We start from the raw sequence: 24,165 nt of genomic DNA, 5'->3' as shown, positions 1-24,165 counted from the left end.
TAGCCCATGTCAGGCTGGTGGACCATTATCTCGACAGAAACGCCGGAACAGCTGGCCGACATGACGAAAATCAACAAGGATGCATTTCTCGCCACCTGGGAAGCGGGCCTGTTCGGCGCCGACTGGATCGCGCAGCTGTGCACACAAGGCAAGGCGACCCAGTTGTCGTCGAACGGTTTTCCCAACCGCTACACGGCTTCGGCGGACGTCATCGCGCCCCTGCTGCAGGTAGGCATTGCCGAGGCGCAGGATGGGGAATTTCCGCAAGATACGCTGACGGGCTGGCCCGGCACCATCACCGTGCATCCGGAGCGCATCGCCGCCTGCCAAGCCGGCCAACTGCTGAGCATCGAAGTGTGGGACCAGTCATGACACAAGCGTTGATCATTCGCAAGGAAACCGCGGCCGACGTCGACGCCATCGACCACCTCACGCGCGACGCCTTTCTGCATGCGGAACACACGGACCATACGGAACAGTTCATCGTCAAGGCCTTGCGTGCCGCGGGCGCCCTGAGCGTGTCGCTGGTGGCCGAACTGGAAGGCGCCATCATCGGCCACGTGGCCGCCTCCCCCGTCAGTATCAGCGACGGCACGCCGCGCTGGTATGGGCTGGGCCCCGTTTCCGTTGCCCCTGGCCATCAGCACCAGGGCGTGGGCAGCCAGCTCATCGGGCAATTGCTGGACGACTTGCACCAATTGGGCGCGGCCGGCTGCGTGGTGCTGGGCGATCCACGGTATTACGGGCGTTTCGGCTTCCGCGCGGACGCTGCCTTGGTCTTGCCGGGTGTGCCGGCCGAGTATTTCCAGACACTGCATCTGGCGGGGTCCTTACCAACAGGCAACGTGACCTACCACCGCGCGTTTGAGGCCAACAGCTAGGCAAAGTCTTACGCGCATACAACACTGCAGCATGCACGGGCACCAGCAAGGCATTGATGCTGTTAATATTGCCAAATACTTAAATAACTGGCGCCATCCATGGATGCGCGCCACGCCATTCAAGCATGACGGACGTCTTTCCCGCCTATGCGGGCCACCCTTGCATGGAATTGCCGGCACCATGAAAAAATTGTTTTTTGGTATTACCACCGCCTGCTGCGCGCTGCTCACCAACGCCAGCGCCGCGCCTGTCGAAGACTTTATCGGCACCTGGAAACTGGAACGCACCACCGTCCCGAACTATGTCGTCATCAAGCAGGAAGGCGAGCGGCTCGTGGCGCTGCGCTATGCGCGCAATGTCCTCACCAACAAGATCGTCGAACGGCGCTTTCCCGCCAGCTATGCGAACGGCGACATCACCATCGCTGCGGGCGAGACAGTCATCCAGGCCCGCAGTGTGAACGACGTGGCGACCGTCACGATGCTGGCGGAAGCGTACAAGAAGATTTCCTCGTCCACGGCCGTGCCCACCAGTGAAGAAATGTCACAGATTTGAGCCACATCGTCATCCGCCCCACCAGCGCCGCCGATTGGCCGGCGCTGAAGTCCACGCGCCTGGCCGCCCTGCTCGACGCCCCCACGGCCTTTGGCGCCAGCCACGCCAGCGCGGCCGATTTTTCGGACGCCGACTGGCAGCAACGCGCCGTCAGCACGCCGCAGCGCACGTTTTTCCTCGCCTTTAACGCAGAACAACCCATCGGCCTGGCCGCGCAAGTGGTGGCCGGCAATGGCGAGTGCCACCTGATCGCCATGTGGGTACGTTCCGAATATCGCGGCCTGGCCGTGGCGCAAGACCTGGTCGAGGCCGTGAAACGATGCGCCGTCGGCAATGGCCACGCGCGGCTGGTGCTCGACGTCGCGCCGGAAAATGCGCGCGCGGCCGCGTTTTACCAGAAACAGGGCTTTGTCTTTTTACCGGAATGGGAAGCGCTGGAAAGCCATCCCCATATCCGCGTGCAAAAAATGGAATGGCTGGCGGTGGCATGAGTTCGATCACTGCGCGTAACGGCCATTCTTGCGTCCCTCCGAGGATGAGTCGTGCTTGACTGGATTTTTGACGGCATCGTCTGGATCGTTCGTCTGCTGATCTATAACCTGTTAGGAACGATCATTGAAAAGCTGTTCTATTGGCCGGGCTGGGCAATACTACGGCTACTCACGCTGGGCCACTACCCGCCGGCGAGAGCGTTGCCGCATAATCGCTTTGCCGTCGCCCTGTTTGCTGCGGTAGTCATCGCTTCCGGCCTGTTGATGGCATTGGCGTAATATAGTGTTTTAGCGAGTAAATCATTCATGGCAGATACGCGCATCGACGCGGCATCGGCACAACGTTGCTTTCTTTTCCCAATGCCGCTAAAAAACAGCTGATTCAAGCATTCCATTGCTCCAGATTGACACTCTGTCCTAAAAATCCCCATTCATCGCCATTCTTTTCTACACTTATGTTTCCTTGAATGGGCAGGAAAAACAGACTGCTCTGACTTGATAAACAATGACGTGAGAGGCAAATGAACAGGATGAATATGCGTGCAATCGCCGGACTTCTGCTATGTGCATGCGGCGCCGCCGTCCACGCCCAGGCCGATGTGGAACAAGCCGTGGCGCCGGCCGTGGAACAGGCTGAACCGGATACGGCGCCGTCCGTCAATGTCAAAGGCATCCGGGATCCGGACTGGAAACCCTACAGCGCCATGCTCAAGGGCGTCAAACGCTTCGAGGAAAAGCATGCGCTGGCGCCTGGCGCCGAATTACGCTTCATCCTGGAGCCGCGCCGTGCCGATGTCGACATGCATGCCATCGCGCTGCGGCTGGAAAGCGACGAGGCGGGTATGGCGATACCGCTGGGGGAGCGCAATATCTTCAGCCTGCCCGTCGAACAGGGTCCTCTGTATGAGAAGGCCGAGCTGACCGTCAACCGCAAGGCGGGGTCGGTCAGGTGGATACCCTACGTCAGGAGCGCGGCCACCAGCGACACGCTGCGCCGCCTGGGCGACCTGCGGCTGGCGTGCGAAGTGCATTGGGCCATCGACAAGGAAACCTTGCCTTTCGCCATGCGCACGGCGATGAGCGCATTGGGCGGCCCGTGCAATTTCGTGTCGCAAAAGGGAACCTACAGCTTTTCCGAGCCGCGGCGCATTACGGCGGCAACGATCAGTTTTAATGGCAAGAGCGCGCCCGTGCCCTTCAGCGGTTCGTCGTTCACGCCGCCGCTGCGGGAACAGGACTGGAGCGACGACAGCGTGCTCGAACTGACGTTCGCCGACGACTAGCTGGCGCGGCGCCCTACTTCACCCGCTGCTTTTCCAGCTTGCGCGCTAGGGTGCGCCGGTGCATGCCCAACCTTCTCGCCGTTTCCGAGATATTGAAATCCGTCTCGGCCAGCATTTCGTGGATGCGTTCCCATTCCAGGGTCTTGATGTTGGTGGCGCGGTTCGTCAGTTCGATGTCCGCGTTGCCGGCCACGTGGCCGAAGGCCGCTTCGATGTCGTCCGTGTTCGACGGTTTCGCCAGGTACTGGCAGGCGCCCAGCTTGATGGCTTCGACGGCCGTGCCGATGCTGGCGTAACCGGTGAGCACGACGATCAGCATCTCCGGGTCGTGCTGGTGCAGCATCTGCACGCAAGCCAGGCCTGACGTATTGCCATTGAGCTTCAAATCGACGACGGCGTAGTCGGGGCAATGCTGTTCCAGCAAGGCGCTCGCCTCATCGAAATTCGTGGCCAGGATGACCTGGTAGCCGCGCCGTTCGAACGAGCGGCCCAGGGTGCGGGCAAACGCGGCGTCGTCTTCCACGATCAGTAACAGACGGTCATCCTGCATGGTGGTCGCTTTCTCTTTCCAGTTTGATGGCCGCCAGCGGCAAGGCCAGGTGCACCACCGCCCCGCCCTGCACCCTGTTGCGCGCCGTCACCGTACCGCCCAAGGTACGCGCAACATTCACCACCAGGAACAGGCCGAGGCCGCCGCCGGGCTTGCCCTTGCTGCTTTGATACGGTTTGCCCAGGTGCGTCAGCATCGATGGCTCGAAGCCGGGGCCCGCATCGGTGATGACCAGGTGCAAGGCATCCGCTTCGCGCGTCGCTTCGAAGCGCAGCCAGTCGGGCGACGCTTCCAGCGCATTGTCGAGCACATTGCAGATGGTTTGTTTCAGGGTCGAATCGAAGACGACGGGTACGTCGTGCTCGATGCGGTTATCGTACTCGAAATCCTGGATCGGGCGGCTGGTGCGCCACTCGTCGACCAGGTCGTTGAGGAAGGTGTTGATCGTCGTTTTCACGGACGATTCGCCGCGCGCTTCGCCCGCAGACAGCAAGATGCCGCTGACGATGCTCTTGCAGCGCTGCAATTGCGCCTGCATTTCCGTGATTTCTTCCAGCAATTCGCTGTTCTTGCTCAGTTCCGGCATGCGGCGCCAGTCGCCGAGGATCACGGACAGGGTCGCCAGCGGCGTGCCCAGCTCGTGCGCGGCGCCCGAAGCCAGCAAGCCCATGCGGATGATGTGCTCTTCTTCCGCCGCGCGCTGGCGCAAGTCCGCCACCTTGGCGTCGCCGGCGCGCTGGTTGCGGTTGATGCGCGTAATAAACACCACCAGCAAGGCGGCGTTCAGGATGAAACAGATCAGCAAGCCTTGCACGTACAGGCTGGAAAAGCCCCGTTCCGGGTCGATCGGCAGGATCAAGGGGCCGGGCAGCAAGGCCAGGCCCGCCAGGCATAGACTGGTGATGGCCACCATGATCCAGGTCGACCACACTTCCAGCAGGACGGCGCTGAGGATGACTTGCAATAAGTACAGGAAGGCAAACGGGTTGCTGATGCCGCCGCTCAGGTAGAGCTGGGCCGTCAGTACGGTGACGTCGACCAGCAGAGCGAGGAACAGGGCCGTGTTGGACACGGGCTGGCGTTCGTGCCAGCGCAGCAGGCTGGCTAAATTAAAAGCGATGAGGCAGGACAGCACTTCGAGCATGTAGGGCACGGGCAAGGCGATGCCCAGTCCCACGCCCACGCCGAAGATCGTGCTGATCTGGCCGATCACGGCCAGCCAGCGCAGCTGGATCAGCAGCTTCATGTTCTGGTGGCCGGCCGGATGTTCCATCTCGGCCGCCACCGCACCGCGTTCTAGCACCTCGCGGTTGGGCAGGATCTCAATCCTGCCCGGCATGGTCGCTTTCTTGCGATAGATCAAGGTGCTGTTGGGACAAGCTGGCCTTGCGCGCGCGGCGACGTTTGTCTTCGCGCACGATCCACCAGCTGATACCGGCTACCATCAAGGCCAGGGTGAACCACGTCAAGGCGTACACGAGGTGGCTGTTGTGGAAGGAAATCACGGTCAGCCCGCCGACGGGGGCGTCCGCAGCCGTTTCCGACTTTGCCTTCGCATCGACGAAGTATGGCGCCACGTTGGTCAGCATGTGCGAGGCGCCGATGGCGGCCACGTCGCGCGAATACCAGTGCTGCGTGGCAGGACTGTTTTCGCGCAGGAAACCGCCGCCCGTCTCGCTGACGCGCAGCAAGCCGTCCACGTGGACGATGCCGGCCGGCGTGCTGGCGGCGATGCCTTCGCGTTTGGGCACGAAGCCGCGGTTGATCAGCACGGTGCTACCATCGGCCAGGCGCAAGGGCGTCACCAGCCAGTAACCGCTGCCCAGTGCCGTCGTTGCTTGCACCAGGGTATTGAAAATGGGGAGATACGTACCGGAGAGTCGCACATGGCGGTATTCATCCGTTTGCTGCGTGACACTGGCCCAGGCTGCGGGTCCAGGTGCGTCCGTTGCGGGCGCATGTACGCGTTGTTCGACGCGCTCGATCAGGTCAAGCTTCCAGAACAGGCGCTTGACTTGCCAGGTGCCCAAGGCACAGAAACCGGCAAACAAGATCCCCGCCAGCAAGGCCAGTGCAATTTTCGAATAATGCACAGCCATGCCGCGTGGGCCTGGCGCGGCATCTTGCGATGCGGCGCCAGGGGCGCGCCCGGTGTTGCTTGGGCGCGTATTACTCATCATGGAGCCGTTTTCGTATGCATGTACTCAGGCATCAGATCCGGCATCATGTTGTGGTTCATGTGGTACATGACCCACAGGGAACCGGCCATGGCAATACCCACGATCATGATCGTGAAGATCAGCGCCATCATGTTCCAGCCGCCTTCGGACTTGGTGTTCATGTGCAGGAAGTACACCATGTGTACCACGACTTGAACGGCCGCGAACGCCAGCAGGACCAGGCCCATGGTGCCCGAGTTGGTGATGGCTTTCGTCATCACCAGCCAGAAAGGAATGGCCGTCAGGATCACCGACAGGATGAAGCCGATGGTATAGCTTTTCAGGCTGCCATGATCGTGATTGTCATGGTGGTGGCTATCGCCGTGTGTGTGGTGGTCGCTCATGGCAGCACTCCCATCAGGTAGACAAAGGTGAAGACGCCGATCCAGATGACGTCCAGGAAATGCCAGAACAGCGACAGGCACATCATACGACGGCCGTTTTCCGGGGTCAGACCATGCTTGTTCAACTGGAACATCAAGGTCACGAGCCAGATCACGCCGAACGTCACGTGCAAGCCGTGGGTACCGACCAGGGCGAAGAACGACGACAGGAACGCGCTGCGCTGCGGACCGGCGCCTTCGTGGATCAGATGAATGAATTCATACATTTCCAGCGACAGGAAGGCCAGGCCGAACAGGCCCGTGATGGCCAGCCAGACCAGGGTGCTGCGCAATTGCTTGCGCTGCATGGCCAGCATGGCGAAGCCGTAGGTGATCGACGACAACAGCAGCATGGCCGTGTTGACGGCCACCAGCGGCAGGTCGAACAGCGCGGCGCCCGTTGGGCCGTCCGCGTAGCTGCGGCCGACCACGGCGTACGTGGCGAACAGACAGGCGAAGATCAGGCAATCGCTCATCAGGTAGAGCCAGAAACCCAGCAGGCTGCCGTTTTCCGGGTGGTGCTCGCGCACAAAGTAGCTGCGCGTGCTTGGTGCGGCGCCAGCGGCGCCGGTGTTATGGGCGATGGTATCAGACATGGCTGCTCAGCAATTTAGTATAAGCGTCTTCGGTACGGACCACTTCTTCCGCAGGAATGTAGTAATCGCGCTTGTAATTAAAGGTATGGACGATGATGGTGACCATCATGATCACGAAGCCAATGCTGGCGACGAGCCACATTTGCCAGATCAGGCCAAAACCGACCAGTGCGGACAGTGCGGCGATCACGAAACCAGCCCAGGTGTTCTTCGGCATGTGGATCTTCGTGAAACCGGACGTCGGACGCTGGTAACCATGTTTCTTCATGTCGGTCCATGCATCGAGTTCATGCACTTGCGGCGTGAAGGCGAAATTATAGTCTGGCGGTGGCGACGACGTCGACCATTCCAGCGTACGGCCGCCCCATGGGTCGCCGGTCACGTCGCGCAGGGCGTGACGGTTGCGGTAGCTGACGAAGAACTGGATCAGCATGGACGCGATGCCCAGTGCGATCGAGACGGCGCCAAACCAGGCGATGATGGTCCAGATTTGCAGCGATGGATCTTCAAAGTGGTTGACACGACGGGTCACGCCCATCAGGCCCAGCACGTACAGCGGCATGAAGGCCAGGTAGAAGCCGACGAACCAGAACCAGAACGAGCACTTGCCCCAGAACGCGTCGAGCTTGTAACCGAAGGCTTTCGGATACCAGTAGTTAATCGCAGCGAAGACACCGAAGACCACGCCGCCGATAATCACGTTATGGAAGTGGGCGATCAGGAACAGGCTGTTGTGCAGCACGAAGTCCGCTGGTGGTACGGCCAGCAATACGCCGGTCATGCCGCCGATGGTGAAGGTGACCATGAAGCCGATCGTCCACAGCATCGGCAGTTCGAAGCGGATACGGCCGCGGTACATGGTAAACAGCCAGTTGAAGATCTTCGCGCCCGTCGGGATCGAGATGATCATCGTCGTGATGCCGAAGAAGGAGTTGACGCTGGCGCCCGAACCCATGGTGAAGAAGTGATGCAGCCATACCAGGTACGACAGGATCATGATGACGCAGGTGGCGTACACCATCGAAGCGTAGCCGAACAGGCGCTTGCTGCTGAAGGTGGCAACGACTTCCGAGAACACGCCGAACAGCGGCAGGATCAGGATGTACACCTCTGGGTGACCCCAGATCCAGATCAGGTTGACGTACATCATGGCGTTGCCGCCCAGTTCCGTCGTGAAGAAGTTAAAGCCTGCAACGCGGTCCAGCGACAGCATGGCCAGCACGGCCGTCAGCACCGGGAAGGCGGCGACGATCAGGATGTTGGTGCACAGTGCGGTCCAGGTGAAGACCGGCATTTTCATCCAGGTCATGCCTGGCGCGCGCATCTTGACGATGGTGGCGATCAGGTTGACACCGGACAATAGCGTCCCGACCCCGGCAATCTGCAAGGACCATATGTAATAGTCTACCCCCACGTCCGGACTGCCGACGATGCCCGACAGCGGTGGATACGCCAGCCAGCCCGTGCGGGCGAATTCGCCGACGAACAGCGAAGCCATGACCAGGGCGGCGCCCATGGTGGTCATCCAGAAGCTGAAGTTGTTCAGGAAAGGGAAAGCCACGTCGCGCGCGCCGATTTGCAGCGGCACCACGTAGTTCATCAGACCCGTCACGAAAGGCATCGCGACGAAGAAGATCATGATCACGCCGTGGGCGGTGAAGATCTGGTCGTAGTGATGCGGTGGCAGGAAGCCGGCATTGTCGCCAAAGGCGATTGCCTGCTGGGTGCGCATCATGAGCGCGTCGGCAAAGCCGCGCAGCAGCATGACCAGGCCCAGGATCATGTACATGATACCGATTTTTTTATGGTCGATACTGGTGATCCAGTCGCGCCACAGGGTACCCCAAACGCGGAAATACGTCAGTGCCGCAACGAGTGCGATACCGCCCAGGGCGACCATTGCAAAGGTCGCCAGCAGGATAGGTTCGTGAAATGGAATTGCATCCCAAGTCAGACGGCCGAATATAAGCTTCGTCAGATCAATATGGTCTAGCATTGTTACTCTCAGAGAAAAAAGGGAGGCGCCAGGCAAGCGGCGCCAGTATCTGCAGCGCAATGCGCTGCGGGATTCATGCAGTCGTTACTTGGCTTGAACGCCCTTTTCAACTACTGCATCGCTAGCGACTACTGCCGTTACGGCCGCTACCGGGCTATTTGCCATCGTCAATTTGTATGGCTCGACCGGCGTCACGCACAGAGCGTCGGAAACGATGGTGCGGTTCAGAATTGCCTTGTACAGATCGCTAGGTACGGCGCTGTAGCGGCGGACCGGGTCGCGTTCGCTAGGCTGGGCCAGCGACAGGTAGTCGTCGCGGTTCAGCGCGCCGCCACCGGCACGTGCCGATTCCACCCATTTGTCGAAGTCCGCATCATTCACGCCGTGGAACTTGAAGCGCATGCCCGAGAAACCGGCACCGCTGTAGTTGGCGGAAAAGCCCTTGTAGACGCCAGGCTTGTTGATGACGGCATTCAACTGCGTTTCCATGCCAGGCATGGCGTAGATCTGACCTGCCAGTGCGGGGATGAAGAACGAGTTCATGACGGACGACGCGGTGATCTTGAAGCGGATCGGACGATCGACTGGCGCGTACAGTTCATTCACGGAAGCGATGCCTTGCTCCGGGTAGATGAACAGCCATTTCCAGTCCAGCGCCACGACTTCGACGATCATCGGCTTGTGGCTGGCAGGAATCGGACGGTTGGCGTCGATACGACTCAGCGGACGATAAGGATCGAGGGTGTGGGTGCTGATCCAGGTCAGCAGGCCCAGCACGATGATGATCAGCAGGGGCGCGCCCCAGATGATCAGCTCGAGGCGAGTCGAGTGGTCCCAGTCCGGCTCGTATTTGGCCGCGGTGTTGTTTTTTCTATAGCGCCATGCGAAAAGCAGGGTCAGGGCGATTACCGGAACGATAATCAACAGCATCAGCAATGTCGAGATGACAATCAGATTGCCTTGCTGAACTGCGATGTCTCCGGACGGATTCAGTACCACCGTATTGCAACCAGCCAACAATGCGAGAGGTAAAAGAAGCAGTCCGCGACGAACTTTTAATGAAAACATACAGGAAAGTCCAGTACAGGGGATGAAGATATGGTACTGTATTCTCACTGGAGCGCGTTGGCAATTGGACGTTTTGTCCTACCCCTTGCTCGGATTTTCACTCGGTAGTTGCGGAGTTTTCCTACAGCTATCTATTGAATAGTCCTACTCCGGGCGTGAGACACCCGGGGTATGTTACGCGTTGGCCGAACTCGAAACTATATTGGAGACGATCATCATGTCCAGCACGCGCATACACAGCGGGGATGTACCCGCCGACTTTTCCCCTCACTCCCTGCGCGACGCAAGCGGGGCCGGCACGGTCGAATCGCATATCGACCCCGGTGAGATCGCCGTCGGCGTGATCATCGGCCGCGCTTCCGAATACTTCGACTTCTTTGTCTACGCCATCGCCTCGGTGCTGGTGTTTCCGCGCGTCTTCTTCCCATTCGAAGAGCGGCTGGAAGGGACTTTATATGCCTTCCTGATTTTCTCGTTCGCCTTCATCGCCCGTCCGTTCGGCACCGTGATCTTCATGGAGATCCAGCGCCGCATGGGGCGCAGCGCCAAGCTGACCTTCGCCCTCTTCCTGCTGGGCGTGTCGACGGCCGGCATCGCCTTCCTGCCCACGTATTCCCACCTGGGTTTTGCCGCCATCATCTGGCTGTCCGTGCTGCGCATCGGCCAGGGCGTGGCCCTCGGCGGTTCGTGGGATGGCTTGCCCTCGCTGCTGGCCCTGAACGCGCCGGAAAACAAGCGGGGCTGGTACGCCATGCTGGGCCAGCTGGGCGCGCCCGCCGGCTTCCTGATCGCTGCCGGCCTGTTCTGGTTCATGCTGACCACCCTGACGGATGAAGACTTCCTCGACTGGGGCTGGCGTTATCCTTTCTATGTGGCCTTCGCCATCAACGTGGTCGCCCTGTTTGCCCGTCTGCGCCTGGTGTCGACGAATGAATATGCGCGCCTGCTCGACGAACGCGAACTGCAGCCCGTGAGCGTGTTTGAAATGAGCCGCGGCCAGGGCCGCAACGTGCTGATCGGCGCCCTCGCCGCGCTGGCCAGCTATGCCCTGTTCCACCTGGTGACCGTGTTCCCGCTGTCGTGGATTTCCGTCTACCAGACGCGTTCCGCGCCGGACTTCCTGCAAATCCAAATGCTGGGCGCCGTGCTGGCCGCCGTCGGCGTGGTGATTTCCGGCTTGCTGGCCGATAAAGTGGGCCGCCGCACCACCCTGGGCGTGCTGGCCGTGCTGATCGCCATCTTCAGCGCCTTCGTGCCGACCCTGATGGGCGGCGGCAATACGGGCCAGGACGTGTTCATCCTCGTGGGCTTCAGCCTGCTGGGCTTGTCCTACGGCCAGGCAGCCGGCGCCGTGACGGCCAACTTCCCTGCCCGCTTCCGCTATACGGGCGCGGCCCTGACGTCCGACCTGGCCTGGCTGGTCGGCGCCGGCTTCGCTCCGCTGGTGGCGCTGGGCCTGTCAGCCAACTTCGGCCTTGCCTACGTCAGCTTCTACCTGCTGTCGGGCGCCGTCGCCTCGCTGGCCGCCCTGAGCCTGAACCGGGCACTGGAAATCCGCGACTGACATATATATAGTGTGCAGTACGCACAGCACTGAAAAACGCCGGCTCCGTCCGGCGTTTTTTTCATCCCCGCGCCAGCTTGACGCCACGCTTCCTGGTCACGCTTACTGTATCGCCAGCTGCCGCCCGCCCGTGCCTTCCTTCTTCGGCAAGTCCAGCAGCAACACGCCATTTTCATAACGGGCCTGCGCACCGGCCTCGTCCACCTCATGCTGCAGCACGAAGCTGCGGTATTGCTGGCCGTACTCGCGTTCGCTGCGCACGACCTTGCCGCCGCCGTCGCGCGTCACCCTTTCATTCTTGAGTTCGGCGCTGATGGAGACGCGGTTGCCATCGATGGACACCTGGATATCGTCTTTATTCACGCCTGGAATGTCCGCCTGCAACTGATAGGCTTGTTCGGTTTCGGCAATGTCGACGCGCATGCGCCCATTGCCCACGTCGCGCACATGCAAGGCGGGCGCGAAAAAGTCGCGCATGAATTCTTCCATGTCGCTGAAGGGGTCGAAACGTCCCAGCGGGTGCTGCGGATCGCGGTGGATCAAATGATTGGCCATGATGTCCTCCTGCATGGGTTGGCTTGCACACGGCGGCCGCCCGCAAGGACGCCGCCACCTCCTGCATCTTAGGATGACAACAACCAATCTCTTTGACCTGCCTCAATCGTGGCCAGCTTGATTTTCCCGCCACTTTGATCTGTGCGTTGCCTCGCCTTGCACAGGCGTGCGAGTCGGCAATTGGGCACAAGACTGTTATGCTAGCGCACGCCATGCTTGACCACCAGAAAACTTGCATTTCAATTAAAATTGATTCTTTCGCGACAGCCTTACACGGACATGATGAATACCAAGACCCCGATCGATTCCTTCAGCTTTCGCCGCATCCTCACCCGCAACGTCACCTTGCCGCTGGTCATCGGGGTCATCACGGCCCTCGTGTTCGTCGCCCTGATCGCCTACCTGCTGTCGGCCCTGCGCTCGGTCGAGCATTCCGAACGGGTGATCGGCAATGCGAACGAGGTCATGAAATTGTCCGTCGACCTGGAAACGGGCATGCGCGGCTACTTGCTGACGGGCGACGAAACGTTTTTGGCGCCATATAAATCAGGCAAGGCAAAGATCGCCGTCGAAATGAACACGCTGCTGGAACTGGTGTCCGACAGCCCCATCCAGGTCGACCGGCTGCGCCGCATCCGCGCGCTGCAAGGCCAGTGGCTCGATTATGCCGAAGGCGTGATCGCCCAGCGCCGCAGCAACCAGGAATTCCTCGCGCGCGTGCGCCAGGGCGAAGGCAAGCTGGAATTTGACGAAATCCGCCGCGAATTCCTCGCCTTCCTGTCCATGGAGCAGCGGCTGCGCCAGGAACGGGCCGACACGGCCGAAAGCCGCACCATGCTGGCCGTGGTGGTCTTCCTCATCCTCAGCCTGGGATTGTCGGGCTTGCTCGCCTACCTGGGACGGCGCGAACTGCTGCGCCTGTCCGACATCTACAACGATGCGCTCGAGCAGCGCGGCAAGGACAATGACGTGCTGCAGGAGCAGGCGTGGCTGCGCACTGGGCAGACGGAATTGGCGGCCCACACGAGCGGCCAACTGGGCTTGCCGCAGCTGGGACGGCACGTGCTGGACTTCCTCGCTCACCGCCTCGACGTGGCCGTCGCCACCCTGTACGTCGTCGACGAGGATGGCAGCCTGCGCCGCACGGCCGTGTACGGCTTCAGCGACCAGGGCGTCAAGGACAAGCCCGTCTTCAAGCTGGGCGAAGGCCTGGTGGGCGAGACGGCGCGCGAAAAACGCCTCAAGCATGTGCAGCAAGTGCCCGACAATTACCTGACCGTGACATCGAGCCTGGGCCACGGCACGCCGCTGGAACTGGTCTTGACGCCCGTCAATAACGAAGGCGTCGTCAACGGCGTCATCGAACTGGGCTTCACGCATCCCGTCAGTGCCCGCGCCAAGGAATGGCTGAACCTGATTGCCGCGAATGTCGGCACGTCGCTGGAAGCGGCCCTGTACCGCCAGCGCCTGCAAAATGTGCTGGAAGAAACCCAGCAATTGAATGAAGAACTGGAAGTGCAGCAGGAAGAATTGCGCACGGCCAATGAAGAACTGGGCGAGCAATCGCGCGTGCTGGAACAGTCGCAAGCCCACCTGGAAGAGCAAAAGGCGGCACTGGAACAGTCGAACGAGCAGCTGGCCGTGCAGGCGCTGTCGCTGGACCAGAAAAACATGGCCATCGGCGAAGCCCATGCACAGCTGGAAGCGCGCGCCGAAGAGCTGCAGCGGGCCAGCCGCTATAAATCCGAATTCCTGGCGAACATGTCGCACGAACTGCGCACGCCGTTGAACAGCTCGCTAATCCTGTCGAAGCTGCTGTCGGACAACACCAGCGGCAACCTGACGCCGGAGCAAGTGACGTTTGCGCAAACCATATATTCGGCCGGCAACGACTTATTGACCCTCATCAACGATATCCTCGACATTTCCAAGGTCGAGGCGGGAAAGCTGGAATTGACGCCGGAAGCCGTGCCCTTCGACGAGCTGCTCAGCAGCATGAAGATGCTGTTCGGCGCCCAGGCGCAGCAAAAGAAACTCGTCTTAGACGTCAAGGTGGCGCCGGACGCCCCGCCATCGTTTGTCAGCGACCGCCAGCGCCTCGAGCAAATCCTGAAAAACCTGCTGTCGAACGCCATCAAGTTTACCGACACGGGCAGCGTATCGCTGCACGTGAGCACCGCTGCGGCCGGCCAGGTGCGCTTCGAGGTGCAGGATACGGGCATCGGCATCGCCGGCGACCAGCAGCACAAGATTTTCGACGCCTTCCACCAGGCCGACGGCACCACCAGCCGCCGCTACGGCGGCACGGGCCTGGGCCTGTCGATTTCGCGCGACCTGGCCGCCTTGCTCGGTGGCAGCATCGAGCTGGCCAGCACGCCCGGCCAGGGCAGCACGTTCACCCTCGTGCTGCCGGCCGTCATGCCGGAACGCGCGGCGGAAGCGGTCACCGTGCCCGCCGCCGCGCCGCAGGCCCCCGCCAGAATCGCGGCCGCCGCACCCAAGGCGGCGCCTGCTGCCAAGCCCGTGCCGCTGCCCACCTTCGAGGATGACAGGAATAGCGTGCCAGCGGCCAAGACGGGCCAGCGTTCCGTGCTGGTGATCGAGGATGAGCCGTCGTTCGCCGGCATCCTGTTCGACCTGGCACATGAAATGCAATACCGCTGCTTGGTGGCGCACGGCGCCGACGAAGGCTTGCGCCTGGCGCAGGAATTCCTGCCCGACGCCATCCTGCTCGACATGGGCTTGCCGGACCGCCCGGGCTTGCTGGTCTTGCAGCAGCTCAAGGAAAACCCGCTGACGCGCCACATTCCCGTGCACATCGTCTCCGGCAACGACCAGATGCAGGAAGCCATGCAATTGGGCGCCATCGGCTACGCCACCAAGCCGCGCACGCGCGAGCAGCTGAAGGAAGTGTTCCGCAAGCTCGAATCGAAGTTCACGCAAAAGATGAAGCGCATCCTGCTGGTCGAGGACGACGAACGCCAGCGCGAAAGCGTGGTGCACCTGATCAGCGACGACGACGTGGAAATCACGGCCGTGGCGCTGGGCGAACAGGCGCTGGAATTGCTGAAAACACAGATTTTCGACTGCATGATCATCGACCTCAAGTTGCCCGATATCCAGGGCAACGAATTGCTCGAACGCATGGAACATGAAGAGCTGTGCTCGTTCCCGCCCGTCATCGTCTACACGGGCCGCAACCTGAGCCGCGAGGAAGAAGCGGACCTGATGAAGTATTCGCGCTCCATCATCATCAAGGGCGCCCGCTCGCCCGAACGCCTGCTCGACGAAGTCACCCTCTTCCTGCACAAGGTGGAGTCGGAACTGTCGAGCGAGCGCCAGGGCATGCTGCAGCAGGTGCGCAGCCGCGAACGCGTGTTTGAAGGGCGCAAGATCTTGCTGGTGGACGACGACGTGCGCAATATCTTTGCCCTGACGAATGCGCTGGAACAGAAAGGCGTGGTGGTGGAAATCGGCCGCAACGGCTTCGAAGCCATCAGCAAGCTCAACAGCGTGGACGATATCGACCTCGTATTGATGGATGTCATGATGCCGGGCATGGATGGCCTGGAAGCGACGCGCTTGATCCGCGCCGATGGCCGCTACAACAAGCTGCCCATCATCGCCATCACGGCCAAGGCCATGAAAAATGACCAGGAAGAATGCCTGCAGGCGGGCGCGTCCGACTACCTGGCCAAGCCGATCGACCTGGACCGTTTGTATTCGCTGCTGCGCGTGTGGATGCCGAAGATGGAACGCATGTGATGACACGCCATGCCCGGGAGCGGCGCTGATGTCCCAGCGCACCACGGACGCACAACTGCAGGCGCTGATGGAGGCAATCTATCAGCGCTACAGCTATGACTTCCGCGACTACTCTTTACCCTCGCAGCGGCGGCGCCTGCATCAGGCGCTAGAACGCCTGCATTGCGCCGACCTGCCCGCCTTGCAGCAGCTGGTGCTGGACGATGCCGCCGCCTTTGGCAAGCTGCTGCAGATTTTGACCGTGCCCGTCACGCAAATGTTCCGCGACCCGGCGTTTTTCCGCGCCTTGCGCGAACAGGTGGTGCCCGTGCTGAAAACCTACCCGTCGCCGACCATCTGGGTGGCCGGCTGCTGCACGGGCGAAGAAGCGCTGTCGCTGGCCATCCTGCTGCACGAGGAAGGCTTGCTCGAACGCAGCACGATTTACGCCACGGACATCAATCCGCAAGCGCTGGCCACGGCCGCGCGCGGCGTGTATCCGCTGCACCGGCTCGATGAGTACGGCGCCAACTACCTGGCCGCCGGCGGCCTGGGCCATCTGGCCGACTATTACACGGTCGAGCATGTCACTGCGCGTTTCCAGCAGCACCTGCTCGACAGGATCAACTTTGCCGACCACAGCCTGTCCACGGACAGTGTTTTTATTGAAACGCAATTGATTTGCTGCCGTAACGTGCTGATTTACTTCAACAAAACCTTGCAGGAACGGGCCCTGGGCCTGTTCCACGACTCGCTGTGCCACCGGGGTTTCCTGGGCCTGGGCAGCAAGGAAAGCACGCATTTCACCCGCTTTGCCGCCGAATTCGAGCCATTGCCGGGTCCCGAAAAGCTCTACCGCAAGCGTGCGCCGTCGCACGCCGCTTCCCACTACGCTGGACGGCAAAGCCATGCCAGGAATGAAACATGATGAATGAAACAAGCACCAAACTGCTGATCGTTGACGACTTGCCGGAAAACTTGCGCGCGCTCAATGCGTTGATACGCGAGAGCGACCGCAGCGTCTACCAGGCATCCTCGGGCGAAGAAGCGCTGGCCCTGCTGCTGGAACACGATTTCGCGCTGGCCATCCTCGACGTGCAAATGCCGGAAATGGATGGCTTTGAGCTGGCGCAATTGATGCGCGGCACGGAAAAAACGCGCCACATCCCCATCGTCTTCGTCACGGCGGCCGGCAAGGAAATGAATTTCGCCTTCCAGGGCTATGAAAGCGGCGCCGTCGATTTCCTGCACAAGCCGCTCGACATCAATGCCGTGCAAAGCAAGGTCAACGTCTTCGTTGCCCTGCACCAGCAGCGCAGCGAAACGCGGCGCCAGGTGCAGGCACTCGAGCACAGCCGCCAGCAGCAGGAAGCGCTGCTGAAGGAATTGCGCGCCACCCAGGCGGAACTGCAGCGTTCGCTGCGCTTGCGCGACGAATTCATGTCCATGGTGGCGCACGAGCTGCGCACGCCGCTGAATACGCTGTTCCTGGAAACGCAGATGCGCACCGTCAACCTGGAACGGGGCAACCTGGCCGCCTTCGAACCGGAAAAGCTGGGCAAGATGGTGGCGCGCGACGGGCGGCAAATCCGCAGCATGGTGCGCCTGATCGACGACATGCTCGACGTGTCGCGCATCACCAGCGGCAAGCTGTCGATCCGCCGCGAAGCCGTCGACCTGACCAGCCTGGTACGCCGCGTGGCGGACGACCTGGTACCGTATGCGGCCGCCGCCGGCAGCGTGCTGGAAGTGCTGGCCTTCGAACCCATCCAGGGTTACTGGGATGCCTTCCGCGTCGAGCAGATCGTTGTCAACCTGATCAGCAATGCCGTGCGCTACGGCCAGGGCCAGCCCGTGGAAATCAGCCTGGCGCACACGCAGAACAGCGCCGTCATCGAAGTGCGCGACCATGGCATCGGCATCAACGCGCGCGACCAGGAACGCATCTTCGACGCCTTCGAGCGCGTCATCCACCAGGACCGCACGGGCGGCCTGGGCCTGGGCCTGTTCATCACCAAGCAGCTGGTGGACGCGCACGGCGGCGCCATCACCCTGCAAAGCCAGCCCGGCAATGGCGCCCTGTTCAGCGTCACCCTGCCGCTGGCCGGCAGCTGAGGCCCGCATGAGCAGCACTCCTGCCACCAGCAGCCAGGCCGGCGCCAGCGGCGTGGCCTTCCTGCTGCAACTGGAACGCCGGCTGCGCCTGCTGCAAGACACGGGCGAGATCCTCGCCCTGTCGGCCCAGCTGCTGGGCCAGCGCCTGGGCGCCCAGCAAGTGGCGTGTTTCGATATTGACCAGGTCCTGCAGTGCCCCACCCTGCAGCATGCGTGGAGCGATGGCCTGGCGCCGGGCGCCGCCGGCGAATATTTCCTCGGCGATTGCGCGGCAGGCCTGGCCGAGGCGCTTGCCGCGGGCCAGGCGCTGGCCGTCAGCGACGTGATGAATGACCCGCGCACGGCCCAGCCCGCCGCGCAAGCCACGTTTGCGCGCCTGGGCATCCGTGCCTTCCTGAACATTCCCATTGCCAAGGATGGCCAGCTGGCGGCCCTGTTCGTCGTGCACAGCCGCGCGGCGCGCCTGTGGCATGCGGACGAGATCGAACTGGCCGTGCAAGTGTCGGAACGGGTCTGGTCGACCATTTTGCGGGCCCAGGCGGAAGCGCGCCTGCGCGCCCTCAGTGCCAGCATGGAAACGCAGGTGGCCGAGCGCACGCGCGAATTCGGCCGCACCTGGAACGTGAGCCCCGACTTGCTGGGCGTGCTCAACCTCGACGGCTATTTCGAGCATTCGAACCCCGCCTGGCAAGCCACCCTGGGCTGGTCGGCCGAGGAAATCCGCACGACGAAATTCCTCGAACTGATCCATCCGGACGACTTGCCGCGCACCCATGCGGCCTGGGATGCGGCCAACCAGGGCCAGCCCGCCTTGCGTTTCGAAAACCGCTACCGCCACAAGCTGGGCGGCTGGCACTGGCTGTCGTGGGTGGCCGTGCCCGAAGGCGACAAGGTGTATTGCAGCGCGCGCGACATCACCGTGGAAAAGAAGCTGGAAGCGGACCTGGCCGCGCGCAACAGCGAGCGCGAGCGGCTATGGCGCAGCGCGCAAGACTTGATGGTGGCCATCGATGCCGAAGGCTGCTTTGCCGCCGTCAACCCGGCCGCCGGTGCCATCCTGGGCTGGTTGCCCGAGGAAATGCTGGGCCGCAGCATCTTCGACTTCGTGCTGCCCGAGGATGCCGCCGCCACGCGCCAGGCCTTGCTGCAAGTGGGCAAGGAATCCATGCCCAGCTTTGAAAACCGCTACCGGCACCGCGACGGCGGCCACCGCTGGCTGTCGTGGGTGGCCGCAATCGAAGGCGACCTGGTGTTTGCCACCGGACGCCACGTCACCCTGGAAAAGGAAGCGCAGAATACCTTGCGCCGCATGCAGGAATCGTTGCGCCACAGCGAAATGGCCCTGCTGCAATCGCAGAAGCTCGAAGCGCTGGGCAAGCTGACGGGCGGCGTGGCCCACGACTTCAATAACGTGCTGCAAATTATCTCGGGCAATTTGCAATTGCTGCAGCTGGGCCTGGATAACGACCCGCAGGCCGCCAAGCGCATCGCCAGCGCCTCGGCCGCCGTGGAACGGGGCGCCAAGCTGTCGGCCCAGTTGCTGGCCTTTGCGCGGCGTCAACCATTGAAACCGCTGGTGACGGACCTGGCGCAGCTGCTGCGCGCAACGGAAGAGCTGCTGCGGCGCGCCACCGGCGAAACCATCGAGACGCGTTTGCTGCTGGCCGACGACTGCTGGCGCGCCCTGGTCGATCCGCACCAGCTGGAAAACGTCATCCTCAACCTGGCCATCAACGCGCGCGACGCCATGGAGGGCCAGGGCCAGCTGACCATCGAACTCAGCAACTGCGTGCTGGGCAGCGACTACGCGGCGCGCCATGCGGACGTGGCGCCTGGCGACTACGTGCAGCTGGCCGTGTCGGACACGGGCACGGGCATTCCCGCGGAACTGCTGGACAAGATTTTCGAGCCGTTCTTCACGACCAAGAAAGAAGGCGAAGGCACGGGCCTGGGTTTGAGCATGGCGTACGGTTTCCTGCGCCAGAGCGGCGGCCACCTGACCGTGGACAGCCTGCCTGGCCATGGCAGCACCTTCCGCATCTATCTGCCGCGCTCGCTAGAAGCGGAAACGGAACTGCCGCTGCAACTGGGCGGCCCCGTGCTGGGCGGCAAGGAAACCATCCTCGTCGTGGAAGACGACGTGCAGGTGCAGACGACGGTGGTGGACATGTTGCGCGGCCTTGGCTATGCCGTGCTGCGCGCCAGCGATGGCGAAAGCGCGCTGGCCATCATCGGCAGCGGCGTGCCCATCGACCTGCTGTTTACGGACGTGGTGATGCCAGGCAAGGTCGCCAGCACGGCGCTGGCGCGCCAGGCCCGCGTGCTGCTGCCGCAGCTGGCCGTGCTGTTTACCTCGGGCTATACGCAGGACGCCATCATGCAGGGCGGGCGGCTGGAACCGGGCGTCGAATTGTTGAGCAAACCCTACCGGCGCGAAGACCTGGCGCGGCGCATCCGCCACTTGCTGGCGAATGGCCGCCACGTGACGGCCCTGCACCAGTACCGCGCACAGCTGCCGCCACAGCCGGCAACAGCGCCGCCGGCAGGCCGCCATATCCTTCTGGTGGAAGACAATGCGGACGCGCGCGCCATGACGGGCGACCTGCTGTCCATGCTGGGACACACGGTGCTGGCCGTGGGCACGGCCGAGGAAGCCTTGCCCCTGCTGGACACGCCGGGGCTGGACCTGCTGCTGACCGATATCAGCCTGCCGCGCATGTCGGGCGCCGAGCTGGCCGAACTGGCGGCGCGCGACCATCCGCGGCTGGAAGTGGTGTTTTCCACGGGCCACGCGCCGGCCAATTCAGGCGTGCTGGACCCGCAAGCGCGCTTCCTGGTGAAACCATTTACCGTCGAGCAATTGCAGCAAGCCTTGCTGCCGACAGCCTAGTAAACGTCGAGCCGGCGCGCCTTCAGTGCGCCGGCCAGCTCTTCCAGGCCAAACGGCTTGCGCAGGAAGCGCGCGCTGGCGTCCTGCATCAGGCTGGCGCCCCAATCGTGCCCGGAAGCAAATACCACGTCCAGCTGCGGCCAGTGCGCGCGCGCGTGGCGCGCCAGTTCCAGGCCGGACATGGTGGGCAGGCTGATATCCGTCACCAGCACGTCCAGGCCCGGCAAGGCCAGCAGGGGCAAGGCTTCCTCGGCGCTGGACACGCCGTGCACGGTGTGGCCCAGCATATTGAGCATTTCCGTCGTCATTTCGCGCGCATCGTCATTGTCTTCCACCAGCAGGATGCGTCGCCCGGACGGGTCGGGCGCGCCCACCAGGCGGCGATCGGCCAGCACGTGGCGGATGCGCCGCGCCAGGTCTTCGCGCTGATACGGTTTGCTCAACAATTCAACGCCCGGATCCAGCCGCCCGCCCTGCATGATGGCATTGTGCGTGTAGCCCGAAGTAAACAGGACGGCCAGTTCCGGCAGCAGCAGCCTGGCCTGCTGCGCCAGTTCCTTGCTGCTGACGGGCCCCGGCATGACGACGTCCGTAAACAGCAGGTCGATGGCCACGCCCGTGCCCAGCAGGGCCAGGGCCGAGGCGCCGTCATCCGCATGCAGCACGTCGTAGCCGAGGCCGCGCAGCATGTCGACCACCGTATGTTGCACCGGGGCATCATCCTCCACCACGAGGATGGTCTCGCTGCCGCCCAGCACGGGGCCCGTCAGGCCAGGCGGCGGCTCGGCCAGCGTTTCCAGCGAACGGGGCAGATAAATCTTGAACGTCGTGCCGGCGCCCGGCGCGCTGTGCACCTTGATGTGGCCCGCGCTCTGGCGGATGAAGCCGTAGGCCATGGACAGGCCCAGGCCCGTGCCCTCGCCTTCGCGCTTGGTGGTGAAAAAGGGCTCGAAGATCTGGTCGATCACGTCGCGCGCCATGCCGTGGCCCGTGTCGGTGATGGTCAGCAGCACGTATTGCCCTTCCAGCACGTCGGCATGCCGGCTGGCGTAGTCCGCATCGAGCGTGACGTTGCTCAAGGTAAAAGTGAGGCGCCCGCCCTTGTCCATCGCGTCGCGCGCGTTGATGGCCATGTTCAGCAGCACGTTTTCCATCTGGTTCGGGTCGACCAGGGTATGCCACAAGCCTTCGCTGATGAAGGTTTCCTCGGCAATCGCTTCGCCCAAGGCGCGGCGGATCAGCTCATGCATGCGGCGCAGCAAGCGCCCCAGGTCCGTCACCAGCGGCCGCAACGGTTGACGCCGCGCAAAGGCCAGCAGTTGCGACGACAGCTTGGCGCCCCGCTCCACGGCCGAAGCGGCCGAAGCGAGGCGCCTGGCCGCCTGCGGGTTGTCGGCCACCGTCAGCTTCAGCAACTGCAGATTGCCCGAGATAATCTGCAGCACGTTATTGAAATCGTGGGCCACGCCGCCCGTCAGCTTGCCGATCGATTCCAGCTTCTGTGCCTGCAATAAAGCTTGCTCGCTGCGCACCAGTGCCAGCCGCGCCTCCTTCTCGTCCGTGACGTCGCGGCCGATGGCGTGGATCAGCTTTTGCGCCGGCACGGCCGTCCAGGAAATCCAGCGGTAGCCGCCATCGCGGCGCCGGTAGCGGTTTTCCATGCGCAAGGTGGGCGCGCCGTGGGCCAGGCGCGACAAGTCCTTCAAGGCCGCCATGCGGTCGTCGGGATGCACGAGGCTGATGAAATCCATGCCCAGCGACTCGATTTCCGGCCGGTCGAGGATCTTGCTCCAGGCGGGATTGACGGCGATGATCATGCCGGCCAGGTCCGCCACCAGCATGATATCGGTCGACAGCCGCCACATGCGGTCGCGGTCGGCCGTGCGGTTGGCCATTTCCACTTCCAGCGAGGAATTCAGGTAAGCCATCTTTTCCAGCACGTTCTTCTGTTCCTGCACGTCCGTATTCGTGCCCACCCAGCGCAGCACCGTGCCCGCCTCGTCGAACAGGGGCAAGGCGCGCGCCAGGAACCAGCGGTAGGCGCCGTCGCTGGCGCGGCGCATGCGGAATTCGTGTTCGTAGGCGCTGGCGGTGGCGACGGCCCGTTCCCAGCTCTTTTGCGTGGCCTGCACGTCGTCCGGATGCACGCAGTGGCGAAAACCGCTGGTGACGAGCGATTTCAGCGACTGTCCCGTGTATTCGCAGACCTGCTCGTTGACCCAGTAGGTAGCGCCGCTGCCATGCGCCAGCCAGGCCTGGTTGGGCATGGTGGAAGCGAGCGAACGGAACTGCGCTTCGCTGTCGAGCAAGGCGTTGCGCGCCTGCCAGTGTTCGTCGATATCCTCGCACGAGCCATACCATTTCGCGGGCTGGCCGCGCTCGTCTTGCCGGCAGTAGGCGCGCGAGTGCATCCAGCGGTAGCGGCCGTCTTGCCGGCGCACGCGCATTTCCTGGTCGAAAGGCTGGCCGCTGCCCACGGCTTCGCTCCAGGCCGCCAGGGAATGGGGCACGTCCTCGGGGTGGATGGCGTCCAGCCAGCTGGTGCCCAGGCCGCTGCTGCCCGTCCATTCGCGCCAGCGCTGCGCCACATAATCGAGCTTGCCGTCGACGTCGGCCGTCCACAGCACTTGCGTGTTCAGTTCTATGGCGTAATGAAAATGTTCGCGGCTGTCGTGCAGCGATTGTTCCAGCTGGCCCCGCTCGATGACATGCGCGGCCACGCGCGCGGCCAGCGCCAGCAATTCGGTCTCGGGTTGCGTGGGATGGCATGGCGCCTGGAAAAACAGGCCCAGCACGCCCAGGATATGTCCCTTGGCGCCAAAGACGGGGGCGACCCAGCAGGCGCGGTAGCCGTGCAGCATGGCTTCCTTGCGTCCGGCACTCCAGTTCACGTCACGCGTGATGTCGCCGCAATACACGGGCGCGCCGGAAAAGGCCGCCGTGCCGAACGGGGATGGCTGGTCGCCGCCGTGGCGCAGGGCCAGGCACAGGTCTTGCGGCAGGCTGGGCGCGGACAGGCCGCAAAAGCGGTCGGCTTCGTCGATGAGCACGAGGCAGGCATGCGCGCCGCCCTCGGCCAGGTCTTGCAGCGCCAGCAACAAATGCTCCAATGCATGAGCCAGGTCGGCGCCGGCCGCGATGCTGCCCAGCGCAGTATGCTCGGCGTCCAGCAAGGAAAGAATGTTGTTTGCGTGCACCGTGTCGATAAGGGGAAAACTGATGCCCGAAATATACCATGGGGCACCCCTCTTGCAGGAGGAAAACAGCTCAGCGC

The 24,165-nt window shown here is 62.6% G+C and carries 20 protein-coding genes; 11 read left to right on the top strand and 9 right to left on the bottom strand.

Going from position 1 to position 24,165, the window contains the following annotated elements; genetic code table 11:
- Nucleotides 1–6: 6 nt before the first annotated feature.
- From NCG91_RS04015 to NCG91_RS03990, 6 genes are all read left to right on the top strand, one after another.
- Nucleotides 7–372, top strand: a complete 366-nt coding sequence (locus NCG91_RS04015) for a hypothetical protein (RefSeq protein WP_251348663.1) — start codon at nt 7–9, stop codon at nt 370–372.
- The gene (locus NCG91_RS04010; protein ID WP_251348662.1) at nt 369–881 is read left to right on the top strand and encodes a GNAT family N-acetyltransferase; all 513 of its coding nucleotides are present in this window, start codon (nt 369–371) and stop codon (nt 879–881) included. Before NCG91_RS04015 ends, NCG91_RS04010 begins: the two co-directional genes overlap by 4 nt.
- A gap of 181 nt (nt 882–1,062) precedes the next feature.
- Entirely contained in the window at nt 1,063–1,437 is a 375-nt protein-coding gene (locus NCG91_RS04005; protein ID WP_251348661.1) for a hypothetical protein, read from the top strand.
- Nucleotides 1,434–1,928, top strand: coding sequence for a GNAT family N-acetyltransferase (locus tag NCG91_RS04000; protein ID WP_251348660.1), 495 nt, complete (start codon nt 1,434–1,436; stop codon nt 1,926–1,928). Before NCG91_RS04005 ends, NCG91_RS04000 begins: the two co-directional genes overlap by 4 nt.
- Before the next feature lie 51 nt (nt 1,929–1,979).
- Nucleotides 1,980–2,207 (top strand): hypothetical protein, encoded by a 228-nt coding sequence (locus NCG91_RS03995; RefSeq protein WP_251348659.1) that lies wholly within the window; start codon nt 1,980–1,982, stop codon nt 2,205–2,207.
- A gap of 257 nt (nt 2,208–2,464) precedes the next feature.
- Entirely contained in the window at nt 2,465–3,211 is a 747-nt protein-coding gene (locus tag NCG91_RS03990; RefSeq protein WP_251348658.1) for a hypothetical protein, read from the top strand.
- 13 nt (nt 3,212–3,224) lie between these two features.
- Here NCG91_RS03990 and NCG91_RS03985 read toward each other — a convergent pair whose 3' ends face one another.
- The 7 genes from NCG91_RS03985 to cyoA form a co-directional block, all read right to left on the bottom strand.
- Nucleotides 3,225–3,761 (bottom strand): response regulator transcription factor, encoded by a 537-nt coding sequence (locus tag NCG91_RS03985; protein WP_034788474.1) that lies wholly within the window; start codon nt 3,759–3,761, stop codon nt 3,225–3,227.
- The gene (locus NCG91_RS03980; protein ID WP_099667925.1) at nt 3,751–5,100 is read right to left on the bottom strand and encodes an ATP-binding protein; all 1,350 of its coding nucleotides are present in this window, start codon (nt 5,098–5,100) and stop codon (nt 3,751–3,753) included. The genes NCG91_RS03985 and NCG91_RS03980 overlap by 11 nt, the downstream gene beginning before the upstream one ends.
- Complete coding sequence (locus tag NCG91_RS03975) at nt 5,084–5,941, bottom strand: SURF1 family protein (RefSeq protein WP_251348657.1); 858 nt, start codon at nt 5,939–5,941, stop codon at nt 5,084–5,086. The genes NCG91_RS03980 and NCG91_RS03975 overlap by 17 nt, the downstream gene beginning before the upstream one ends.
- A complete protein-coding gene (gene cyoD / locus NCG91_RS03970) occupies nt 5,938–6,324 on the bottom strand; it encodes a cytochrome o ubiquinol oxidase subunit IV (RefSeq protein ID WP_034748058.1) in 387 nt (128 codons plus the stop codon). Before cyoD ends, NCG91_RS03975 begins: the two co-directional genes overlap by 4 nt.
- On the bottom strand, nt 6,321–6,959 hold the full coding sequence (cyoC, locus tag NCG91_RS03965) for a cytochrome o ubiquinol oxidase subunit III (protein WP_251348656.1): 639 nt from the start codon (nt 6,957–6,959) through the stop codon (nt 6,321–6,323). Before cyoC ends, cyoD begins: the two co-directional genes overlap by 4 nt.
- On the bottom strand, nt 6,952–8,955 hold the full coding sequence (gene cyoB, locus NCG91_RS03960) for a cytochrome o ubiquinol oxidase subunit I (RefSeq protein WP_251348655.1): 2,004 nt from the start codon (nt 8,953–8,955) through the stop codon (nt 6,952–6,954). Before cyoB ends, cyoC begins: the two co-directional genes overlap by 8 nt.
- An 84-nt stretch (nt 8,956–9,039) precedes the next feature.
- Nucleotides 9,040–10,023 (bottom strand): ubiquinol oxidase subunit II, encoded by a 984-nt coding sequence (gene cyoA, locus NCG91_RS03955; RefSeq protein WP_251348654.1) that lies wholly within the window; start codon nt 10,021–10,023, stop codon nt 9,040–9,042.
- 217 nt (nt 10,024–10,240) lie between these two features.
- Here cyoA and NCG91_RS03950 point away from each other — a divergent pair, with 217 nt between their 5' ends.
- Nucleotides 10,241–11,587, top strand: a complete 1,347-nt coding sequence (locus NCG91_RS03950; protein ID WP_099667920.1) for an MFS transporter — start codon at nt 10,241–10,243, stop codon at nt 11,585–11,587.
- 102 nt (nt 11,588–11,689) lie between these two features.
- Here the strand turns inward: NCG91_RS03950 and NCG91_RS03945 are convergent, their stop codons facing one another.
- Nucleotides 11,690–12,142 (bottom strand): Hsp20/alpha crystallin family protein, encoded by a 453-nt coding sequence (locus tag NCG91_RS03945; protein ID WP_099668519.1) that lies wholly within the window; start codon nt 12,140–12,142, stop codon nt 11,690–11,692.
- A gap of 282 nt (nt 12,143–12,424) precedes the next feature.
- On the opposite strand from NCG91_RS03945, the gene NCG91_RS03940 reads away from it, so the two are divergent.
- From NCG91_RS03940 to NCG91_RS03925, 4 genes are read left to right on the top strand one after another with little or no spacing between them, the layout of a single operon-like run.
- Nucleotides 12,425–15,907, top strand: coding sequence for a response regulator (locus tag NCG91_RS03940; RefSeq protein ID WP_251348653.1), 3,483 nt, complete (start codon nt 12,425–12,427; stop codon nt 15,905–15,907).
- A gap of 28 nt (nt 15,908–15,935) precedes the next feature.
- Nucleotides 15,936–16,814 (top strand): CheR family methyltransferase, encoded by an 879-nt coding sequence (locus NCG91_RS03935; protein ID WP_251348652.1) that lies wholly within the window; start codon nt 15,936–15,938, stop codon nt 16,812–16,814.
- A complete protein-coding gene (locus tag NCG91_RS03930; protein WP_251348651.1) occupies nt 16,811–18,001 on the top strand; it encodes a hybrid sensor histidine kinase/response regulator in 1,191 nt (396 codons plus the stop codon). Before NCG91_RS03935 ends, NCG91_RS03930 begins: the two co-directional genes overlap by 4 nt.
- Nucleotides 18,002–18,008: 7 nt before the next feature.
- Nucleotides 18,009–20,891, top strand: a complete 2,883-nt coding sequence (locus tag NCG91_RS03925) for a hybrid sensor histidine kinase/response regulator (RefSeq protein ID WP_251348650.1) — start codon at nt 18,009–18,011, stop codon at nt 20,889–20,891.
- Here the strand turns inward: NCG91_RS03925 and NCG91_RS03920 are convergent.
- Nucleotides 20,888–24,088 carry a PAS domain-containing protein gene (locus NCG91_RS03920; protein WP_251348649.1) on the bottom strand — a complete coding sequence of 1,067 codons (3,201 nt, stop codon included), beginning with the start codon at nt 24,086–24,088 and terminating at the stop codon, nt 20,888–20,890. The genes NCG91_RS03925 and NCG91_RS03920 overlap by 4 nt on opposite strands.
- Between the last annotated feature and the right edge of the window lie 77 nt (nt 24,089–24,165).

The organism is Janthinobacterium kumbetense (assembly GCF_023703445.1).
GTDB classification, from domain to species: domain Bacteria; phylum Pseudomonadota; class Gammaproteobacteria; order Burkholderiales; family Burkholderiaceae_D; genus Janthinobacterium; species Janthinobacterium kumbetense.
This window is presented reverse-complemented; position numbering and strand designations above follow the sequence as displayed.